At 63.0% G+C, this 18,951-nt stretch carries 21 protein-coding genes; 7 read left to right on the top strand and 14 right to left on the bottom strand.

The window, feature by feature from the left end; translation table 11 throughout:
* Position 1: 1 nt before the first annotated feature.
* The 5 genes from AAFP29_RS04840 (at position 2) to AAFP29_RS04820 (ending at position 3,460) form a co-directional block, all read left to right on the top strand.
* On the top strand, positions 2-277 hold the full coding sequence (locus tag AAFP29_RS04840) for an MbtH family protein (protein WP_419216166.1): 276 nt from the start codon (positions 2-4) through the stop codon (positions 275-277).
* A complete protein-coding gene (locus AAFP29_RS04835; RefSeq protein WP_419216165.1) occupies positions 255-1,268 on the top strand; it encodes an ABC transporter ATP-binding protein in 1,014 nt (337 codons plus the stop codon). The genes AAFP29_RS04840 and AAFP29_RS04835 overlap by 23 nt, the downstream gene beginning before the upstream one ends.
* Positions 1,258-2,040: an ABC transporter permease gene (locus AAFP29_RS04830; protein WP_419216164.1), complete on the top strand. Its 783-nt coding sequence runs from the start codon at positions 1,258-1,260 to the stop codon at positions 2,038-2,040. The genes AAFP29_RS04835 and AAFP29_RS04830 overlap by 11 nt, the downstream gene beginning before the upstream one ends.
* Before the next feature lie 107 nt (positions 2,041-2,147).
* Complete coding sequence (locus tag AAFP29_RS04825; RefSeq protein WP_419216163.1) at positions 2,148-2,714, top strand: sigma-70 family RNA polymerase sigma factor; 567 nt, start codon at positions 2,148-2,150, stop codon at positions 2,712-2,714.
* Positions 2,711-3,460 (top strand): anti-sigma factor domain-containing protein, encoded by a 750-nt coding sequence (locus tag AAFP29_RS04820; RefSeq protein WP_419216162.1) that lies wholly within the window; start codon positions 2,711-2,713, stop codon positions 3,458-3,460. Before AAFP29_RS04825 ends, AAFP29_RS04820 begins: the two co-directional genes overlap by 4 nt.
* Here the strand turns inward: AAFP29_RS04820 and AAFP29_RS04815 are convergent.
* The 5 genes from AAFP29_RS04815 to AAFP29_RS04795 all read right to left on the bottom strand — a co-directional run bounded on the left by AAFP29_RS04815 (position 3,441) and on the right by AAFP29_RS04795 (position 10,312).
* On the bottom strand, positions 3,441-5,408 hold the full coding sequence (locus AAFP29_RS04815; RefSeq protein ID WP_419216161.1) for an ATP-binding protein: 1,968 nt from the start codon (positions 5,406-5,408) through the stop codon (positions 3,441-3,443). The two genes, AAFP29_RS04820 and AAFP29_RS04815, sit on opposite strands and share 20 nt — an antisense overlap.
* Positions 5,408-5,698, bottom strand: a complete 291-nt coding sequence (locus AAFP29_RS04810; protein ID WP_419216160.1) for a hypothetical protein — start codon at positions 5,696-5,698, stop codon at positions 5,408-5,410. Before AAFP29_RS04810 ends, AAFP29_RS04815 begins: the two co-directional genes overlap by 1 nt.
* A gap of 86 nt (positions 5,699-5,784) precedes the next feature.
* Positions 5,785-6,774 (bottom strand): XdhC family protein, encoded by a 990-nt coding sequence (locus tag AAFP29_RS04805; RefSeq protein ID WP_419216159.1) that lies wholly within the window; start codon positions 6,772-6,774, stop codon positions 5,785-5,787.
* Positions 6,771-9,515, bottom strand: coding sequence for a molybdopterin-dependent oxidoreductase (locus AAFP29_RS04800; RefSeq protein WP_419216158.1), 2,745 nt, complete (start codon positions 9,513-9,515; stop codon positions 6,771-6,773). Before AAFP29_RS04800 ends, AAFP29_RS04805 begins: the two co-directional genes overlap by 4 nt.
* Positions 9,512-10,312 carry an FAD binding domain-containing protein gene (locus AAFP29_RS04795; RefSeq protein WP_419216157.1) on the bottom strand — a complete coding sequence of 267 codons (801 nt, stop codon included), beginning with the start codon at positions 10,310-10,312 and terminating at the stop codon, positions 9,512-9,514. The genes AAFP29_RS04800 and AAFP29_RS04795 overlap by 4 nt, the downstream gene beginning before the upstream one ends.
* A gap of 59 nt (positions 10,313-10,371) precedes the next feature.
* Here AAFP29_RS04795 and AAFP29_RS04790 point away from each other — a divergent pair, with 59 nt between their 5' ends.
* Positions 10,372-11,769, top strand: a complete 1,398-nt coding sequence (locus AAFP29_RS04790; RefSeq protein WP_419216156.1) for a guanine deaminase — start codon at positions 10,372-10,374, stop codon at positions 11,767-11,769.
* On the opposite strand, the gene pucL is transcribed toward AAFP29_RS04790, so the two are convergent.
* The 9 genes from pucL to rplN form a co-directional block, all read right to left on the bottom strand.
* Positions 11,766-12,674, bottom strand: coding sequence for a factor-independent urate hydroxylase (gene pucL / locus AAFP29_RS04785; protein ID WP_419216155.1), 909 nt, complete (start codon positions 12,672-12,674; stop codon positions 11,766-11,768). The genes AAFP29_RS04790 and pucL overlap by 4 nt on opposite strands.
* A gap of 12 nt (positions 12,675-12,686) precedes the next feature.
* Entirely contained in the window at positions 12,687-13,010 is a 324-nt protein-coding gene (uraH, locus tag AAFP29_RS04780; protein WP_419216153.1) for a hydroxyisourate hydrolase, read from the bottom strand.
* The gene (gene uraD / locus AAFP29_RS04775; RefSeq protein ID WP_419216152.1) at positions 13,007-13,537 is read right to left on the bottom strand and encodes a 2-oxo-4-hydroxy-4-carboxy-5-ureidoimidazoline decarboxylase; all 531 of its coding nucleotides are present in this window, start codon (positions 13,535-13,537) and stop codon (positions 13,007-13,009) included. Before uraD (AAFP29_RS04775) ends, uraH begins: the two co-directional genes overlap by 4 nt.
* Positions 13,538-13,587: 50 nt before the next feature.
* Positions 13,588-15,564, bottom strand: a complete 1,977-nt coding sequence (uraD, locus tag AAFP29_RS04770) for a 2-oxo-4-hydroxy-4-carboxy-5-ureidoimidazoline decarboxylase (protein ID WP_419216151.1) — start codon at positions 15,562-15,564, stop codon at positions 13,588-13,590.
* A 113-nt stretch (positions 15,565-15,677) separates the two neighbouring features.
* Positions 15,678-16,238, bottom strand: a complete 561-nt coding sequence (locus tag AAFP29_RS04765; protein ID WP_419216150.1) for a nucleotidyltransferase family protein — start codon at positions 16,236-16,238, stop codon at positions 15,678-15,680.
* Between the two features lie 121 nt (positions 16,239-16,359).
* On the bottom strand, positions 16,360-16,545 hold the full coding sequence (locus tag AAFP29_RS04760) for a type Z 30S ribosomal protein S14 (protein ID WP_007319192.1): 186 nt from the start codon (positions 16,543-16,545) through the stop codon (positions 16,360-16,362).
* Position 16,546: 1 nt separating this feature from the next.
* Entirely contained in the window at positions 16,547-17,125 is a 579-nt protein-coding gene (gene rplE / locus AAFP29_RS04755) for a 50S ribosomal protein L5 (protein ID WP_419216149.1), read from the bottom strand.
* A 1-nt stretch (position 17,126) separates the two neighbouring features.
* Entirely contained in the window at positions 17,127-17,444 is a 318-nt protein-coding gene (gene rplX, locus AAFP29_RS04750; protein WP_007319190.1) for a 50S ribosomal protein L24, read from the bottom strand.
* 1 nt (position 17,445) lies between these two features.
* The gene (rplN, locus tag AAFP29_RS04745; RefSeq protein ID WP_419216147.1) at positions 17,446-17,814 is read right to left on the bottom strand and encodes a 50S ribosomal protein L14; all 369 of its coding nucleotides are present in this window, start codon (positions 17,812-17,814) and stop codon (positions 17,446-17,448) included.
* 280 nt (positions 17,815-18,094) lie between these two features.
* On the opposite strand from rplN, the gene AAFP29_RS04740 reads away from it, so the two are divergent.
* On the top strand, positions 18,095-18,925 hold the full coding sequence (locus AAFP29_RS04740) for a hypothetical protein (RefSeq protein ID WP_419216146.1): 831 nt from the start codon (positions 18,095-18,097) through the stop codon (positions 18,923-18,925).
* Positions 18,926-18,951 lie beyond the last annotated feature (26 nt).

The raw sequence follows: 18,951 nt of genomic DNA, 5'->3' as shown, positions 1-18,951 counted from the left end.
CATGACCAATCCGTTCGACAATACCGACGGAACTTTCCTGGTACTCGTCAATCACGAAGGGCAGCACTCACTCTGGCCCGATTTCGCACCGGTTCCCGATGGCTGGACTCGCGCCTTCGGTCCCGACGGCCACGACGCCTGCCTCGACTACGTCGAAGAGCACTGGCGCGACATGCGCCCGGCGAGTCTCGTCGCGGCGATGACACGTTCGGCCGACGACCGGAGCCGCCAGCGAGCATCGGGAGAGGAAGCCAATGGGACAACACAGAATGGCTGAGTCGCCCCGCGAGGCCGCGCTGACTATGCGCGGAGTGAGCAAGACATACCGATCCGGGCTACTTGGTCGCGGAGCCAAGCATCAGGCGGTGCGCGAACTCGACCTCGATGTGCCGGTCGGAACAGTGCACGCATTGCTCGGTCCCAATGGCGCGGGCAAAACCACCAGCGTCGCGATGGTGGCCACGCTCCTCGAGCCCGATGCCGGCCAGATCACCGTTGGTGGCATCGACGCCCGTGCGAATCCCGGTCGGGTACGCGACATCATCGGCGTATCGGGCCAGTACGCCGCCGTCGACGGCAATCTGACCGGCTTCGAGAATCTGCGAATGGTCGCCCAGTTGTATGGACATTCCAGACGCGAGGCAAGCTCACGTGCTCGCGAGATGATTGATGAACTAGATCTGACGGCAGCCGCCGACCGACCGATGCGAACCTATTCGGGCGGCATGCGACGGCGCCTTGACCTGGCCGGAGCCGTAATCAACCGGCCATCCCTGGTGATACTCGACGAGCCGACAACCGGATTGGATCCACGCGGCCGGCGCCAGATCTGGGAGGTAATCGATCAACTGGTGCAGTCGGGCACCACCGTGCTGCTGACCACCCAATATCTCGAAGAAGCCGACGAACTCGCCGACGAAATAACTCTCATCGACGGCGGCGTCGTGCAGGCGCGAGGCACCCCACAGTCGCTCAAGTCCCGATATGGTCGGTCCGAACTGCGAATCGAGGTGCCGGCGGCAGCGTGCGCCGACGAGATTGCCGCGGCGCTCGGGCAGGTCGGCACAGGTGAGCCCCAACGACTCGACGACCGCAATTGGGAGGTCCCGATAGACGCGGGCACACGCAGCGCGGTAGCCGCCGTGCAGGTACTGCAAGACCGCGGCGTCGAATGTATCGACGCCGTTGTCACCGCACCGACGCTCGATGCGGTCTTCCTCGCACTGACCGGATCGAACGCCAACCGGGAGGCCGCCGATGTTGTCTAACACCGCCGTTCTGATCGAACGTAATTTGCTCACGGTCCGCCGCATACCCACACTGTTGATCAGTGCGACGGTACAGCCGTTGATGTTCGTCTTCCTGTTCGCCTATGTCTTCGGCGCCACCCTCGGCGGTGGACAGTATCGCGAGTTCCTGATGGCCGGAATCTTCACTCAGACAGCACTATTCAACGCCGCGTTCACCACCGTTGGACTGGCGAACGACATGTCTGACGGAATTGTCAATCGCCTTCGCTCGCTGCCCATGTCACGACTGGCGGTGATCACCGGCCGCGTCAGTTCGGATATGTTGCTCGGCGTTATCGGCCTGGCGGTCATGGTCGCCTGCGGGTATGCCATCGGCTGGCGGATCCGCGGCAGTTCGGGTGATGCCATCGCCGCCTTCGCCCTATTGTTGTTCTTCGCTCTGGCGATGGCCTGGGTCGGAGCGGTTACCGGCCTGGCAGCCAAGAATGTCGAAGTCGCGCAGAGCGTCGGCTTCCTATGGATGTTCCCGGTGACATTCTTATCGAGCGCATTCATCTCAGCTGCGAGCCTCCCGGGCCCGCTGCGGGCGATCGCCGAGTGGAACCCGGTCACTGCCGTCGCCACCGCGTGCCGGGACCTCTTTGGTAACGCGGCACCGCCGGACTTCCCTGCGGCGAGCGGTTGGCCCGCGGAGCACGCATTGGTGTACGCGGTGATCTGGTGTGTGTCCATCCTGGTGATATGCGTGCCGGTCTCACTCATTCTGTACCGGCGGTCTGCCCAACGATGACCGATGGGTTTACAGATGTGGTGAACGTGGTACCCCTACCGAACGGGTCGGTAAGCGACCGCTCGGACCGGACCAGGTTCGGCGGCCAGATTCGCAGAGGAGCGTCAATGAGCACAGTGGACCAGGATTACGATCTCTCGATTTTGCTGGCCCGCGCCGCGGACGGCGACCGCGCAGCGTTCGCCCGGTTTTACGATCTCACCAGTTCACGTATCTATGGTTTAGCGCTCCGAATATTGCACGACCGCGGCCACGCCGAAGAAGTCGTGCAAGAGGCATACCTGCAGTATTGGCAACGTGCGCATGAATATGACACCGGTCGCGGATCGGTCATCAGCTGGATGATGACTATCGCCCATCGACGTTCGGTCGACCGCATTCGCACCGAAGAACTGGGTCGCCGCCGCGGCGAGCAATACGTCGCCGCCAACGGTCCGGTTTCCGAACCGCCGACACTCGACCTGGTGTTGCAGAATGAGGAGTCGTTGACCCTACGAGAATGCATGGGGAGATTAACTGATCTGCAGCGCGACAGCATCGAACTGTCATACTTCAGCGGCATGAGTTATCCCGAAGTGGCTGCGCATACCGCGACTCCCCTTCCCACCATCAAATCGCGCATCCGTGACGGATTACGCAGACTGCGCCATTGCGTCAGGAGCGACGAACGGTGAGCGACCAAAACTGGCTGGACGACCACGTCGAGCTGTACGCGATCGACGGCCTTCCCATCGACGAGCATCGTCGTGCCCACGACGAACTGGCCAATCTGCCGACCGCGGAGCGCGACCGGTACAACACCGCGATCGTCGAGACCCAGGAGACGATGGCCGGCTACGCGAGCCGGTTCGCTGTCGCTGCCCCCGACGAAGTTCGGGGGCGGGTACTCGCCGACTATGCGGCTCGGCTGCAACGTGACGACAGCGCACCGGCAAGCGTCATTCCACTGCGCTCCGCGCGCCGCAAACAGCGACTCGTCGCGCTGGTCGCGGCCGCTGCCGTCGTGGTCGCCGCCGCAATCGGCGCGGGGGTATTCATCGGACGAACGACGGCACCGACGACACAAACGGTTCAGGCGGACGCGGTTTCAGCGGTTCTGTCCGCCCCCGACGCGACGTTGGCGCGGGGACAACTAACCGACGAGCGCGGCACCCTGGTCGTCGTATCATCGCGCAAGCAGAATCAGGCGGTCGCGGTACTGCGCGGTATCACCAACCCGGTTCCACCCGACCGCAGTCTGCAACTGTGGCTCGTCGGCAAAGCTGCCGCGCCGGTGTCCGCCGGAATCGTCGATTCCGATTCGGCCCCGCCGCTATTGATAGATCAGGTCGACGGTACGACGACGATCGCGGTCACCCTCGAACCACGGGGCGGTTCACCAGCGCCGTCGACACCCCTGCTCACCCAGATCCCGATATAGGCCCGGGCCCCGAAGCGAACAGATGCTTGGCGGCCGACTCCGACAATCCACCAGTCATCGCGGCGTCGGCCAGTCGATTGGCGATTGAGCGCCCACCCGACCGCACCGCCGCACTCGGACGTACCGCGGGCGTTTGCGCGATGACTTGCGTTGCCGCGTCGGTTATTTCGGCGAGGAAGCCCACTTGCTGGGCTGGGTTACGGGAGAGAATCCACTCGGCGAGAAATTCCGACCGTTCGGCGCGCATCGCCGCGAGAGCCATCAACACTTTCACGTCGTCTGCCGTCCACATCACCAGCGCGGCACCGCGATCACGGAGGTCTCGCAACATCTGGACCGTCTTCGCCCCGCGGGGCCACGGATCACGTCGCAGCAGAATCAACGAACGCATGGAATTGTCCACACCGGAGGCGATGCCGGCCTTGTCGAGCCTGGACTGCACCGCACGGAAATGCGACGCGCCGATCGCTCGGAACGCCCACGACTGTTCGGCGTCGGTCAGGGGGTCGATCGTGCGGCGCAGTCGAGCGTGCAGCGCCGGATTACGCCCCGGCTTGGCGTCCTGCTGGTACATGTCGCCGCCGCTGATCCGCGCGTCGATCCACGTAGCCAATCCGTCGGCGAGCAGCGGCGGCACCACTGCATCCTCGAGCAGATGGTCAAAGGCGTCTCGTGGATCAGCGGCTGACACCAACTCGGCGAATCGGCGGTCCAGCCTGCCGAGTTGATCGATCTGCGATGGATCCCAATTCGATTGCCGCACTGGTGCAGCTGTGTCCGGCAAGGCGATTTCGAACCGCATCAATTCGGCGAATTCCCCGGTACGCAACGCACTACTGACATGGCGGTCGACAGTTCGCATCACATCACGGGGCGTGAAGTCGATCGAGGTCGCCAGTGCCTCCTCGGTCACCGGCCAGGTGGGATACGGTGGCACGAAATCCGCGGTGGTGTAAAACTGCGCGAACCTTTTGGCCAACAGGGCGCGTGTGAAATCCACCGACGACGGACGCTGTAGTCGCGCCGGGATCCGGTACCGGTCGATGACGGACTGCGGCGTGTGAGCTTCCAGATAGTCCCATGCCGCCGATACACATGACACCACCGATATGGTGCGACTCATACTCTCTCGCAACGTCATCAGACCATGTGCCACCCGGTTGACCGCGCGCTCGTCGGATTCGTCGTTGGCATGGTTGGTCGCAATCAGGGTGTCGATCTGGTCGACGGCGACAACCGCCGCATCATCCATCGCGATGATGCGGGAGATATTCTCGACGATTTCCTGATAGCCCAGCCGGGCGTTCTGAATACCCCACGCGGCGAAGTCGCCGCTGTCGTCGACATCCGCCAGCAGCAACGCCGTGCCGACGTCCTGCTGGTCGAAGTCGTCAGATTCGGTCAGCACCAGTGCCCGCAGAATATGCTGCGAGCGACGTCGGTGGCGGGGGTGCCGTCGGTAGACGGCATTCACGAACGCGTCCAACGCTTTTCGTGTGAGCGGAGCCTCACCGACTACCGCTGCGAGATCGTCGTCGGCCACATCGGCGGCCCGGCCCAGCCGGTCGATCAACTGCACCGACTGCGAGCGATGCGTCGGCGATCCTCGGCTGAGGTCTTCGAGCAAGGCAACCAGGATCGACCGCCAGAAGTTTTCTCCGTCAAGGAGTTTGATGAGAAAGAAGTAGCCGCCCGCAGCTTGCACCTGCTCACGAAGCTGGCCGAGGAGATGCGTTTTTCCCGAGCCGGCGGGACCTCGGATCGCTACTCCCAGTGGGCTTGCCCCGGAACTGCGCCGCGCGTCGTCGAATGCACGTAGAACCTCCGCGAGTGCCGCCTCGTGTAGGCCCGGCACATGCAGTGACGCACGTGGTTCCCAGACATCGTCGGGGGTGACCGCCCAATCGAGCCGGATGGATTCCAGCGCGCTACGCGTGACGTCGTCCATCATGCCTCCTCAATGGCCAACAGATGACATAGCTGCGCCCCCACTGGGACAGCGGCTGCGCGATCATCGTCGGACAACAGACGACGGTTCTCTTGTGGGACCAAGCTGACACCCGGTTGACGTTGAAAGACAACCAATTCGGCATCGAGAGCACCGCGATCGACGTCGGGCAGGGCCGCACGCAGTTGCGAGATGCCTACCCACGCGCCGGGACGACTCGCCAGGGTGTAGTAGGTCGAGACGATTCGGGGGCGTAACGACTGGGTGGTTCGATCGTCGGGGTCCTGCATGATCGCCGCGCCCTCCTACACCATTCGCCGTCTCGGCCGGCATCTATGATGTCACGACCGCCAAGCGTGCCGTGTCCGGGGCCAACTCATGCCGTCTGGTGAATCGGCCCCGACCGTTCCTCCAGCGCGGTGCCGGTTGCCCCGCCCGCAACCGCGATGACCTGCGCGAGGATCGACACTGCGGTCTGCGCGGGCGTAGCGGCATTGAGGTCAAGGCCGAGCGGGCTATGCAGTCGAGTAAGCGCTGCTTGGGAAACTCCGGACTCCCGCAACCGGTCTAGGCGTTCTTTGCTGGTCTGCCGCGAGCCGAGGGCACCCACGAAGCCCGCCGGAGACTCCAGCGCCAGCCGCAAAGTGGGGACGTCGAAGCGCGAGTCATGCGACATCACACAGATCACGGTGTGCTCGTCCACTCGATCAGCCTCGAGCTCATCTGTCAGATACCGCTGCGGCCAATCGACAACAGTCCGCGCACCGGGGAACCGATCGGCGGTGGCGAATGCTGGCCGCGCGTCAACGACGGTCACCCGATAATCGACCTGAATCGCCATCTGGCACAACGATTCCACGTAGGCGTTCGCACCCACGATGATCATCCGCGGTGCTGCTGCGAATCGCTGCACAAAGCGATGCGCATCGTCGGCCGTTTCCGCTGTCCCCAATTGCCAGCTCGGCCGGGGGCCGATTTCGGTCACCCAAGACGCTTGTGTTCCGGTGGCAATGGCGTCGTGTAGCCGCGTTAGCAGCGGTATCGCGGCGTCATCGACCGGCTCGATGAATACTTCGATCTCGCCACCGCATGTCAAGGCCGGCCCAAGCCCCACCGGATCGTCGGCATACGCGCCGAATCGAATCCGCTCGGCCACTCCGTCGCCGATCACGCCGACCGCGCGCGCCGCAACATCGGCGTCGATACATCCACCGGACAGACATCCGATCACTTCCCCCGACGCGGTAACCACCATCGCGCTGCCCGGTGGGCACGGACTCGATCCACGCACATCGATAACGCGGGCGAGCGCCACCCGTTCGACGGCAGCCGCAGACATCAACCGCGCCAACACAGTTCGGATCATTGTCGTACCTCGTTCCCCGACGCCATCTCAGCCCACACTCGCGCGGGGGTCATCGGCAGTTGATACATCCGTGCGCTCACGGCATCGGAGATGGCGTTCGCCAGAGCCGGAGCAACCGGGTTATAGGGTGATTCACTCATCGATTTCGCTCCGAACGGACCCAGTTCATCATGAGTATCGGCGAAACCCACTTGCGTCTCGGGCAGATCCGCCACCTGCGGTATGTGATAGTTCCGCAACGTATCGGTCTGGACGACGCCGCCAGTGACTACCATCTCTTCATAGAGTGCGGACCCGATAGCCTGCGCCACACCGCCTTCCACCTGGCCTCGGCACTGCTGGGGGTTCATCACATACCCAGCGTCGGCAGTCTGCACCGACTGCAGGATTCGCACCTCGCCGGTGCCCGGATGGACCGCGACCCGAAACGCCGCGACATTGAATGCGGCCGAACGCGGTGTGCCGTCATGTCGCCCGGAGCCGACAAAGTCCTTGTCCGACAACGTGACCAGCTCCGACAATGAGATCTCCGTGCCGGCTCCGCGCACCACCCCGGCGTCGACTTCGATATCCGACGCTGCACAGCCAAACTCCCGCGCGGCGGCACTGACGATCTCGGCACGCAACGCCTCGGCCGCACGCATGGTCGCCAACCCGGCGACGACCGTACCGGCCGAACCGAATGCGCCGGTGTCGAATCCGACGACATCGGTATCGGCCTGAATCAGGCGCACCTGAGACGGATCGCAGCTCAGCACCTGCGCCGCGATCTGGGTATGCACCGTGGAGGTGCCATTGCCGAACTCGGCCGTGCCAACTTCCACCTGAAAATGTCCGCTGCCGTCGAGTCGCGCGGTGGCGTCGGCGAAATGTCCGCGTGGCGGCACCGTTGCGATCATCGCCATGGCCATCCCCTCGCCTAGCCGCCAGCCGTCAACGGCGAAATCCGCTCCGGCACGGGCAGATTGGCCCCGTCCGTCGATCAGCAACCGGCGCGCGTCATCGAGACATTGGTCCAGCCCGTGACTGCCGAATCGCAGGTCGCCATCCTCAACCTCCCAACTGACGAAAGGTTCCCCGGCACGCAGAGCATTGCGCCGCCGGAATTCGAAAGGATCTATTCGCAGGCGCGACGCCAACTCGTCCATCGCGGATTCGATTCCGAATAACACCTGACCGAGGCCGTACCCGCGGAATGCGCCCGACGGCAGGTTATTGGTGTAAACCGCCTGGGCATCGACTCTCTTATTCGCGCATCGATACTGAGCCATCGACTCGTTGCACCCGTGAAACAACACGCCCACACTGTGATTCGCATATGCGCCGGCATCAGAGAGCACATCGATCGCCAACGCGGTGAGCGTCCCGTCCCGGTCAGCCGCGGCGGTAACCCGCACGCTCATCGGATGCCGACACGGCGCGAGGGTGAACTGGTCGCTGCGGCTCAACTCGTACGCGGCCGGCCGCCCGGTCACCAGCACCGCAAGCGCCACAAGATCTTCGGTAAGCATCTCCTGCTTCGCGCCGAAACCACCGCCGACGCGAGGTGCGAAGACCCGAACCTGCTCAGCCGTCAGTCCGAAAATGTGGCACAGTTCGTCGCGAACCAGGAACGGCACTTGGGTACTCGACCGAATCACCAATCGCCCGGATTCATCCCGCCACCCGACCGCGCCATGTGTTTCAAGATGCACATGCTGAACCCGCGCGGTCTGCCACACACCGGAGACCACCGCGCCGGCCGACTCCCTCGCCGACGCGACACCAGCCGCGACGTCACCGACCTCACCGTGTACTTCTGCGACGATATTGTCCTGCGGAGCGGCGATACGCGCGTCGGCACCTTTGTCGCCGTGTACCGCGTGGGCTCCGGGCGATCGAGCCTGTTCGGGGTCGAAAACCGCTGGCAATTCCTCAAATTCGGCACTGATCATCGTCAGCGCCCGCGCCGCTATCTGCGGTGTGTCGGCGACCACGGCAGCCACCCGCTGACCGACGAATCGCAGGATCCGATCGAAGACGAGCGTGTCGTCCGGATCGTCGGTGCGGTCCTGATGTCTCGCGGTGGAGAAGGCCACTCCCGGGTCGCTGCGATAGGTGAGCACCGCACGCACTCCGGGCAGATTCGCGGCCGCCGTTGTGTCGATCCGCCTGATCCGCGCCGACGGCGACGGACTGCCCAAAACCGCTATCGCACCAGTGTCCGCCGGTTGCTCATCCATTGTGTATCGCTCAGTTCCGGTGACCACCCGGGTCGCGGCAGGGGCCGGAATCGAACGCCCACAAGGTGTTTCTGTACCAACGGTGTCGGCATCGACTGGCACCTCACCGCGCACGGCGGCGACGATGGGCCGATACCCGGTACATCGGCACAGGTTTCCCTTGAGCGCCTGCCCGAGATCGGTTACCTCATCCTCGGCCAATTGTGCTGCGGTGACTATCATTCCGGCGGTGCAGAATCCGCATTGGAATGCGGCATGGTCGATGAATCGTCGCGCGACCGGATGCAGATCCCGCGACGTGCCGAGTCCGCTGACCGTCGTGATCTCGGCGTCTGCGACGCGCTGTGCGGGAATTATGCACGAGTGTCGCGCCGCGCCGTCGACGAGTACCGAACATGCGCCGCAGTCGCCCGCGTCGCAACCCTTCTTGACTTCGACGTTGCCGTGCTCACGCAAGTAGGTCCGCAGGCACTGACCTGGCCGGGGCGACTCGTCGACCAACACGCCGTTGACTTTCATGACGCCAACTCCCCGATCACATCGGCGGCCAGACGAGTCGTCACCGCACGACGCCACTCCGCCCGCCCATGTGCATCGGTGTGGAATTCGTCGTCCGACAACGAGGTAACCGCAGCCATGACCCCACTGGAATCCGGCGCCTCGACTACGAGTGGACGCCTGGTCGCGGCCGTCACCGATACGTGCAGGCCGGTCGCATCGCGCCGTCCGATTACCAACGCTCCCGAACGACCCAACGGGGCATAGGCGACTTTTCGCATCGCGGTTTCGGCGGTCAGGGCCGAAGCAGGCAGTCGAATCGCACGCAACACATCACCCGATTCCAATTCGGTGATACCGATGTCTCGAACGAAGTCGCTTACGGCACAGACATACTCACTGCCGTCGGCACGCCAGATAACCGCCGAGCCGTCCAGCGCCACACATAGCGAGATCATTGCGCCGGCCGGCAATCCCAGGCAGAGGTTGCCGCCGACCGTCGCCGATCGCCAAATCTTCGACGACGCAAGCAGTGCACGAGCACATTGGGCGAACAGCGGCCCGGCCCGCCAGGCTGCTGGATAGCCCTGTGTGACAAGCCGTTCGATCGTGCAGGTGGCGGCGATCTCCAATCCGCTGTCGGAGATGGTCAGGTCTGGCCAGCCCAGACCGGTCAGATCCACCAGTCGACGCAGGTTCGGCTGCGGTTGCGAAAACAACCAGGTACCACCGGCGACCACGGCATCCGACGCGGACAGACCCCTCAGGTCCGCGCGGCTGCGCGCGGTGATCCATTCATCGATCATCGGCAGGTCCACGACTCATCCCTCCCGCCTTCGTCATGCGAATCGGGTGATCGTGGCCCACCATTGACCGCATGGCACACACCCCGACCGTCTATCGCGGTCATATTTTCGACATCGCCGGTGCGCCAAGTGCATCCGGCGCCGTTGACGCCCTTCGTTCGATTCCCGATGGCGCGCTCGCCGTCGGAGCCGACGGCACGATCATCTATTGCGGCAGCGCCGGGGCGCTGCCCGATGAACTGGCCGATTGGACGGTTGCCGACCATCGACCGGGCTTTCTTATTCCCGGTTTCGTCGATACCCATATCCACTTTCCACAGACCTACTGCGTCGACTCGTTCGGCGGCGGGCAGCTCCTCGAATGGTTGACGCAGTGCATCTTTCCGGCCGAATCCCGTTACGCTGAGGCCGATTTCGCCGATCAGGCAGCCAGCGAGTTCTGTAGTCGCCGACTCGCGAGCGGGACCACCGCGGCGATGGTGTTCGGATCGGCCTTTCCGACCGCGCAAGACGCCCTGTTCGCCCAATCCGAAGCGGCCGGACTGCGAACCGTTTCCGGGCGTGGCATTCAGACCGTCGGCCCAGAGTCCGCTCGGGCTCTGCTGACGACCACCGCCGAGGCGATCGAACTGTGCCGCAAAGAGATCAACGATTGGCATGGCCGCCACTTGTCCGATGTCGCTCTGGTGCCGCGCTTTTCGTTGTCGGTCGATACCGCGACGTTGGCGGCGCTCGGCGAGCTGTACAGCGAGGTGCGCGGCGACGGTGTGTACTTTCACAGCCATCTCAACGAAAATGCTCGTCCGGGCACCGGCGAGGTAGATGCGACGCTGTCCAGCTACGGAGTGCGTTCCTACCTCGACACCTACGACGGACGCTTCCTTCCCGGCTCCGCTATCGGTGGCCCAACTCTGTTGGGACGCCGCAGCATCCTTGCCCATGCCGTGCATTGCGGCGATGACGAGCTGACCAGAATGGCCGAGACGGGAACTTCCATCGCGCATTGCCCCACGTCGCAGTTGTTCCTCGGTTCCGGCACGATGCCGTGGCGGCGCACCCAAGACTCGGGTGTCACCGTTGCGCTCGGTACCGACGTCGGTGCGGGCGACGAGTGGTTGCTGTCGAGAGTCGCCAACGACTGTTTCAAAGTGCACATGTCCGAACCCGGCGATGCTGCGGTATCGCTGCACCCGGCCGATTTGTTGTTCGCGGCGACCCTGGCCGGGGCACGTGCGCTCGACCGGGAGGACACATTCGGCAACTTCGACATCGGCAAGGACGCCGACCTGCTGGTAATCGACCCCGACCGCTCGCCGGCGCTCGCTGCCGCGCTGACCAACGCCGAACGCGCCGAAGATGCCGAGTCGGCCACCGCCCAAACGCTTTTCACCTTGCTGATGAGGCTGCGTGAGGAAGCGATCAGTACAGTGGTGGTGGCCGGACGGGTCGTCAGTGCGGTGCCACACTAGGACAACCAGCCGAGCTGCCCGATCCATGCCGCCGGGGCCGCGGGAACATCATCGCGGAGTACCGTCGCCTGAATCAGGCCATAGGGCCGGTCGTCGGCATGGAAGACTTCGTTGTTATTCTCCAATCCGAATGGACTCAGATCGTAGACGAAGTGATGTTTGTTCGGTGCCGACAGACGTATCTCGACGATCTGCGGGTATGCCTCCAATACGGCCTTCCCGATTTCATACAGGGTCTGTTGCAAGGCAAGTGAATGCACCTGCGCGAACTTGGCGACGATGATCGACCGCACGCCGGAATACACTGCGTCCCAATCAATATCGACGCCCACGTAGCGCCACTTGGCCTGTAGCGACGTCGCCATCACCCGGTCACTTGTTGGTTCGAGCACCGTGTATTCGTCGACGAGAAAGTCTTTGAACTCCGACCCCGTCGACTTCAAGACGACCAGATCCTTGAGGCCGCTGAGCACCCAGGTCCGCTGGGCGTCGCCTATGCCGTCCACGGTGATGTCGGCGGTGCGAATCTCCGAACCGCTGCGTACCCATGTGTGATCGTGCTCGGCGCCGTCGACAATCGCTCGCTCCCAGGCGTATTCGTCGATCTCCAGCCGGGCGGCGTCAACCGGTTCGACATCGTCGACGAAATGCCTGGCCAACGCCAAACCGTAGTCCTCGATGGTATCTATTCCGACCTCTTTGGCATACGCGTAGATAGTCTGCTTCTGGGTATCGGTTGGCAGCACCCGGCGCTGGTCGCCAGCGATATGCGCCTGCGCGAAATCACCGCGCAGCGACGATCCCACGCGGACATCCTTGATGGTGTGTCGGTCGCTATCCCGATTGATTCGGACCACACGATTCTCGGCCTTGCCGTATTGGTTGTCTCCCAGAACAATTGACATGAAGTACTCTCCTCAGCTTCCCCGGTAGGTGGAATAGGCAAACGGACTCAGCAGCAGCGGCACGTGGTAGTGACTCTCGTCCCGGACGGTGAAAGCGATATCCACTGACGGATAGAATCCGTCGATTCCGTTGGTGGCGAACCATTCTCCGGTCGCGAATGTCACCAGATAGTCGGCGGGCGCCAGTTGCCGCTCGGACAGGTCAGTGATCCGGCCATCGGAATCAGTCACTCCCACAGCTATTTCGGATCCATCCGGCCCGTAAAGCACCACCCGGATCCCGACGGCCGGGCCGCCCGAGACCGCATCAAGGACATGGGTACTCAGACCACTCATCGCGTCGTGCCGTCGGCCAGCTGGTGGACAGGCGTGAGCGCGCGTTCGAGACGAGCACGATTGATCTTGGCCAATTCCATTCGCATTACCCGTCTTTCCACATCAGGGGGGTTATCCATTCGCTCTCGGAGGATTTGCAGCAGTTCGTCCGCGGGACGCCCATTGGCGAACACCAGATAGACATGTCCGAACCTGTCCTCGTACTCGACGTTGTACTTCTTCAACTCGGCAAGGGTCTGCTCGTCTGCGCCGCTCACGCCGGCTTGTTCCCGTGTCGATGCCGCACTATCGGAGCGTTCGCCAATGCGTGGATGCCCCGCCAGCGCCTCGTCGAGGTCGGCGTCGGTTAACTCCGCCAGGATCAGATCCGCACGGTTGTACAGTGCCTGGGCATCGCGGAACGGTCGGCCCGCAGCGACGCGGACTGCCCAAATACGGGACGAGCATGTCTCGTAGAACCAGTGGATCGCCTGCGACTCGCGCAATTCGTTGACGCTCTCAATGCCGCGCCATCCCAATCGACGCATATTGATGCCTCCGTTCTCTCTTACCAACGGCCACAGTCGGTTTCGCCCCGCTACGACTGATCCGGTATACGGCCGAACCTGGCCGATGTCAGCGGGTTGGCATCGGCTACCAGATCGTCGAATCGGTAGTTGGCGATCTTCGCGATCTCGATCAGCGCGAAGGCCCGTTCGCTCGACGTCGAGTTGTCGATTCGGCTCCAGCCATTGCGCAACACGCGCTCATACCGTTCGGCTTCCCGAGCACATACGACCAGCGGGAAGCCGAACTTCTCCCGATACGCGGTCGCCAACTCCACCACTCGCTGCAACTCCTCGTCGTCGAGATGTTGCAGACTCTTGTGATCGACGGCGGTCATATCGCCGATGTCATCCTCGGCACCGAGATCCGGGAACGCGGTGATCAGCTCCAGTTGTTCGGCATCGCTGCCGGTGAGCATCGCCTCTTGAAAGGCGCTGCGCAGGTCGTGTGCATCGGCGAATGGGCGTTGCTCGTACGCTCGGTCGGCGACCCAGGTCACCGACTGCACAACATCACCGAAGGTCGTCCGAAACTGTTGCAGTGACATCTTATTCACCTCGTCGAGTCGGATATCGCCGCCGCCGGCAACCGCTACGCCGCGTCCGCCGAGATGAAAGAACAAGATATTCAACAGAATCGCGGTAATGGCCGCCATCGTGATGCCGGTACTGAACGGGATCTGCAAGATACCCGGCACAGCCTGATCCACACCTGGCTGCGCGGGTACCGAAATCCGCTGCCCATTCTCCAAAACCGTTGACGGAGCTGAAGATTGCTCATGCTCGACATACAGACCCATCGCCAGCGACGTGCTGGCGATGATGAGATTGCGATGATCGGTGAAGTCGACCTTCGTGAGCGTCTGGATACCTACGATGGCGACGGTCGCGAAGAGTGTCAGTGCCGCTCCACCGAGTACCGGAGCCGGAATGGATTCGACGATCTTCGCCGTCTTGGGCATGATGCCGAGAACCATCATGATCACACCGGCCGCCGCGACCACCCACCTACTCTTCACCCCGGTGAGGCGGACCAGGCCGACATTCTCCGAAAACGCAGTGTATGGAAAGGAATTGAACATGCCGCCGATTGCAGTTGCCAGACCGTCGGCGCGGACCGTCGCGGCGATGTCACTCGCCTTGATCCGCTTGCCGACAATCTCCCCGGTCGCGAACACCGATCCGGTGGATTCAACTGCGGTAACGAGGAATACGACAATCAGCGAGACGATCGCGACTAGGTCGAAACGCGGCGTACCGAAGGCGAAGGGAACAGTGAAACCGAACCAGCCGGCCTCGCCGACGCTGCCGAAGGAGGCATCGCCGGCGATCCAGGCGATCGCGGTACCCGCGATGAGGCCGAGTAGCACCGCGATCGTGGCCCAGAAGCCGCGGAAGAAGCGTTGCATCAATACGATGGCGAAGAGCGTGCCGACCGCGTACAGCAGCCACCGCGGATTCCCCGGGTCATGCAGTCCCTCATGGGGATTCGTCACGGCGTCACCCGCGCCGATTGGCAAGAGTGCGACACCGATAATGGTGATTACCGAACCGGTGACCACTGCCGGGAAGAAGCGGATCAGCTTCGCGAAGAAAGGGGCGATGAGAAAGCCGAACACACCGGCCGCGATAACCGCGCCGTAGACGGTGAGCAAGCCGACCCGGCCACCGCCATGCTCGTTGGCGATCTTGATAACCGGAGCCAACGTCGCGAATGTCACGCCCTGCAGCAGGGGCAGGCGTACACCAATTTTCCAGATGCCGACCGCCTGCAGCATCGATGCGATGCCACAGGTGAACAAGTCGGCGGTGATCAACATGGTCAACGCTTCGGAATCGAGGTCGATGGCTCGTGCGATCAGCAGAGGTACCAATACGGCACCCGCGTAGAACGCGATGACGTGTTGGGCCCCCAGGGTGATCAGCTGCCCCGGCGGCGGCACCTGATCGACCGGATGTACCCGTTTGCGCTTAGTGGTCGCGGCGATAGGCTTCGCGTCAGCGGTCATGGCAGTTTTCCTTCCTCATCGGGTCCTGAATCTCACAGCGCTAGATGCGGCTGTGTGAGAACACCCGTGGGAAGAATTTAGATTGCTGCTATTTCGGGCAAGTTTCGCGTGTGTCAACCACGTTTCCGTTTTGGTGAAGGTACGTCACAGTCGACTCCGGTTGCGAATTGTGCGCATTCGACGTGGTCGATATCGCCGCGCTCCGCCAGATACGGGCCAGCGCCGACATCGCCGGAGAGCCCGTCGAGCACGGCATCGAAATGCGCGGCCCCCAGATAGACCGGATGTCCGGGGCGGCCGCCGAATGTCGCCCGCGCCAGGATGTCTCGACCCGCCTGCGCGACTTCGAGGACCCGAGCCACTACGCGATGATCGACATCGGGCAGGTCGACGAGGTGGATCAAGACACCATCGACGTCGGGGCCGCGCGCCGCGGTGAGCACCGCGCGCAACGTGACGCCAATTCCTTGCGACCAGTCCGCGACGTAGTGCGCAGTCGCCGGCTCAGGAACATCCACGAGTGCCGCACCGAGCGCGACGATCACACCGTCACAGCCGCCGACGTCGAGGGCGGTCACCGAATTTGAGAGCCATCGGCCTTGTTCGGCAAGCACTTTCGGCATTCCGTATCGGCGGCCAGCACCGGCGGCGAGAAGGATGCCGACGACAGTCATCGGTCAATTGTGGCAGGTTCGGATCGAGATCGCCCCGTCCAGCGGGACCTTCGGACAGCAAAATGCCCCGACCCAATACGGGTCGGGGCATTTGTCTCAGCTTGTCAGCCGCGAAGTGAGCTCACCAGCTCGACTTCTGCACGCCCGGCAGTTCGCCAGCGTGTGCCATCTCGCGCAGGCACACACGGCACAGACCGAATTTGCGGTAGACCGAGTGCGGACGACCGCACTTGTTGCAGCGCGTGTACGCACGCACGGCGAACTTCGGCTTCTTGTTGGCCTTATTGACCAGAGCCTTCTTTGCCATATCAGTTGTCCTTCGCGTTCGCGTCTTTGAACGGGAAGCCCAGTGCGCGAAGCAGCGCACGGCCTTCGTCGTCGGTGGAGGCCGACGTGACAACGGTGATGTCCATACCGCGTGGTCGGTCGATGTTGTCGATGTTGATCTCGTGGAACATCGACTGCTCGTTGAGACCGAAGGTGTAGTTGCCGTTTCCGTCGAACTGACGGTCGCTCAGACCGCGGAAGTCGCGGATACGCGGGAGTGCGATCGACACGAGACGGTCGAGGAACTCCCACATGCGATCGCCGCGCAGCGTGACGCGCGCACCGATCGGCATACCCTCGCGCAGCTTGAACTGGGCGATGGACTTGCGGGCCCGGCGGACCTCGGGCTTCTGGCCGGTGATCAGGGCGAGGTCGGCGACCGCGCCATTGATCAGCTTGGCGTCACGGGCGGCGTCGCCGACACCCATGTTCACCACGACCTTGACGACGCCCGGGATCTGCATGACGTTGTCGTAGTTGAACTCCTCGTTGAGGGAGTCCTTGATCTCCGCGCGGTAGCGCAGCTTCAGCCGGGGCTGGACTTTTTCAGAGGTGCTCATGTCAGATGTCCTTCCCGTTCTTGCGGGAAATGCGAACGCGCTTACCGGTTTCCTCATCGGTCCGGTAGCCAACGCGGGTGGGGTTGCCATCGGAGTCGACGACCATCACGTTGGACACGTGGATGGAAGCTTCCTGCGTGACGATGCCGCCCGAGGCCGCGCCGCGCTCGTTGGCCGAGTTCGGGGTGTGCTTCTTGATGCGGTTGACGCCCTCGACGAGGACACGCTCGGTCTTCGGGAAAGCCTGAATGACCTTGCCCTTAGCGCCTTTGTCCTTGCCCGAGACGACGATAACCGTGTCGCCCTTGTGCACCTTCATGTCAGAGCACCTCCGGAGCCAGCGAAACGATCTTCATGAACTTCTTCTCGCGCAGCTCGCGACCGACGGGTCCGAAGATGCGGGTACCGCGCGGGTCGCTCTCGTTCTTGAGGAGGACTGCGGCGTTCTCGTCGAAGCGGATGTAGGAGCCATCGGGGCGGCGACGCTCTTTAGAAGTGCGCACGATGACCGCCTTGACGACCTCGCCCTTCTTGACGTTGCCGCCGGGGATGGCGTCTTTGACAGTGGCGACGATGACATCACCAATGCCTGCGTAGCGCCGTGCCGAGCCTCCGAGCACGCGGATGCACAAGATTTCCTTGGCACCGGTGTTGTCGGCGACTCGCAGGCGCGATTCCTGCTGAATCACTGATTCTCCTTGAACCGATGTGTAAATGCATGCCGGATTACCGACCCGACGTGCACGGTCTGCTGCCACCGAAACACGCGCCTGCCTGGGGTTTTGCACCCCAGTGGGTTCGCGAGCCGATTCGCGGCGCATCTACGCCGCAGGCAACCGCTCAAGTGTAGGCGAAACCGCAGGTCGGAACCAAATCCGCGTCGCCCCTGCCCACCCCCTTCCGCCCACCCCCTTCGTGCACCCCCTTCGTGAAAATCGTCCGAACCTCGCCGCGCTGCGTCGAATACAGATGGACAACAGTCTGCGACCAGGCGTCTACCGTGCGAAATATCTCGTTCGACATTTCCAAGCCACCTATCGTGAGATCGAGGCCGCCGCCGACCAAGGCTTCATCACCCGACTCCGGCACGGCTGGTACGCAACTGAAGGCGCCGATCCCCGGATAGTCGCCGCCGTGCGAGCCGGAGGTATCGCAAGTTGCGTCACCGCGCTCGATCTCGTGCACGTATGGGTCCCTCCTCATTTTGGCGACGAGGTTCATGTGCGCAAGAGCAAACACGGCGAGACCGTCGGGATCCGACGTTGCCACGCTTTCGGCCCAGTTCCTCCGACGGCGGCAGCGCTCGATACGCTGCCGGCCGCATTGGCGAGTGCCGCGCGTTGTATGACCGAGGAGCAGTGGATCGCCGCGGTCGACAATGCACTCAACAAACGGATGATCACTATCGCCGACCTGGAACAGGCATGGGGCCAAACACCCGAATGGGTGCGATCCATGCTTACCAAATGCGATCCGCGGTCTCAGTCGGGAACAGAGACGCTGGTCCGACTTCGTCTGCGCGCGTTGAACTTTCGCGTTCAAGTCCAACCCAACATCCCGACCGTCGGCCGTGTCGACCTATTGCTCGGTCGACTGATTATCGAGTGCGATTCCGAAGCTCACCACAGCCAGCGCACTGATCGACGAAACGACTATCGCCGCGACCGTAAGTCCCTGATCGGGCGTTGGCCGGTCCTCCGCGTCGACTACTGGGACATCATCGATTGCTGGCCGGAGATCCTCGCGGATATCCGCGACATCACCGCCACCGATTTACATCGACGCCGTCGGGGCGCTTAGGTCGCCCCAACCGGGAAAATCGTCCG

It is taken from the genome of Gordonia sp. CPCC 205333 (genome assembly GCF_048537885.1).
Taxonomy (GTDB): domain Bacteria; phylum Actinomycetota; class Actinomycetes; order Mycobacteriales; family Mycobacteriaceae; genus Gordonia.
This window is presented reverse-complemented; position numbering and strand designations above follow the sequence as displayed.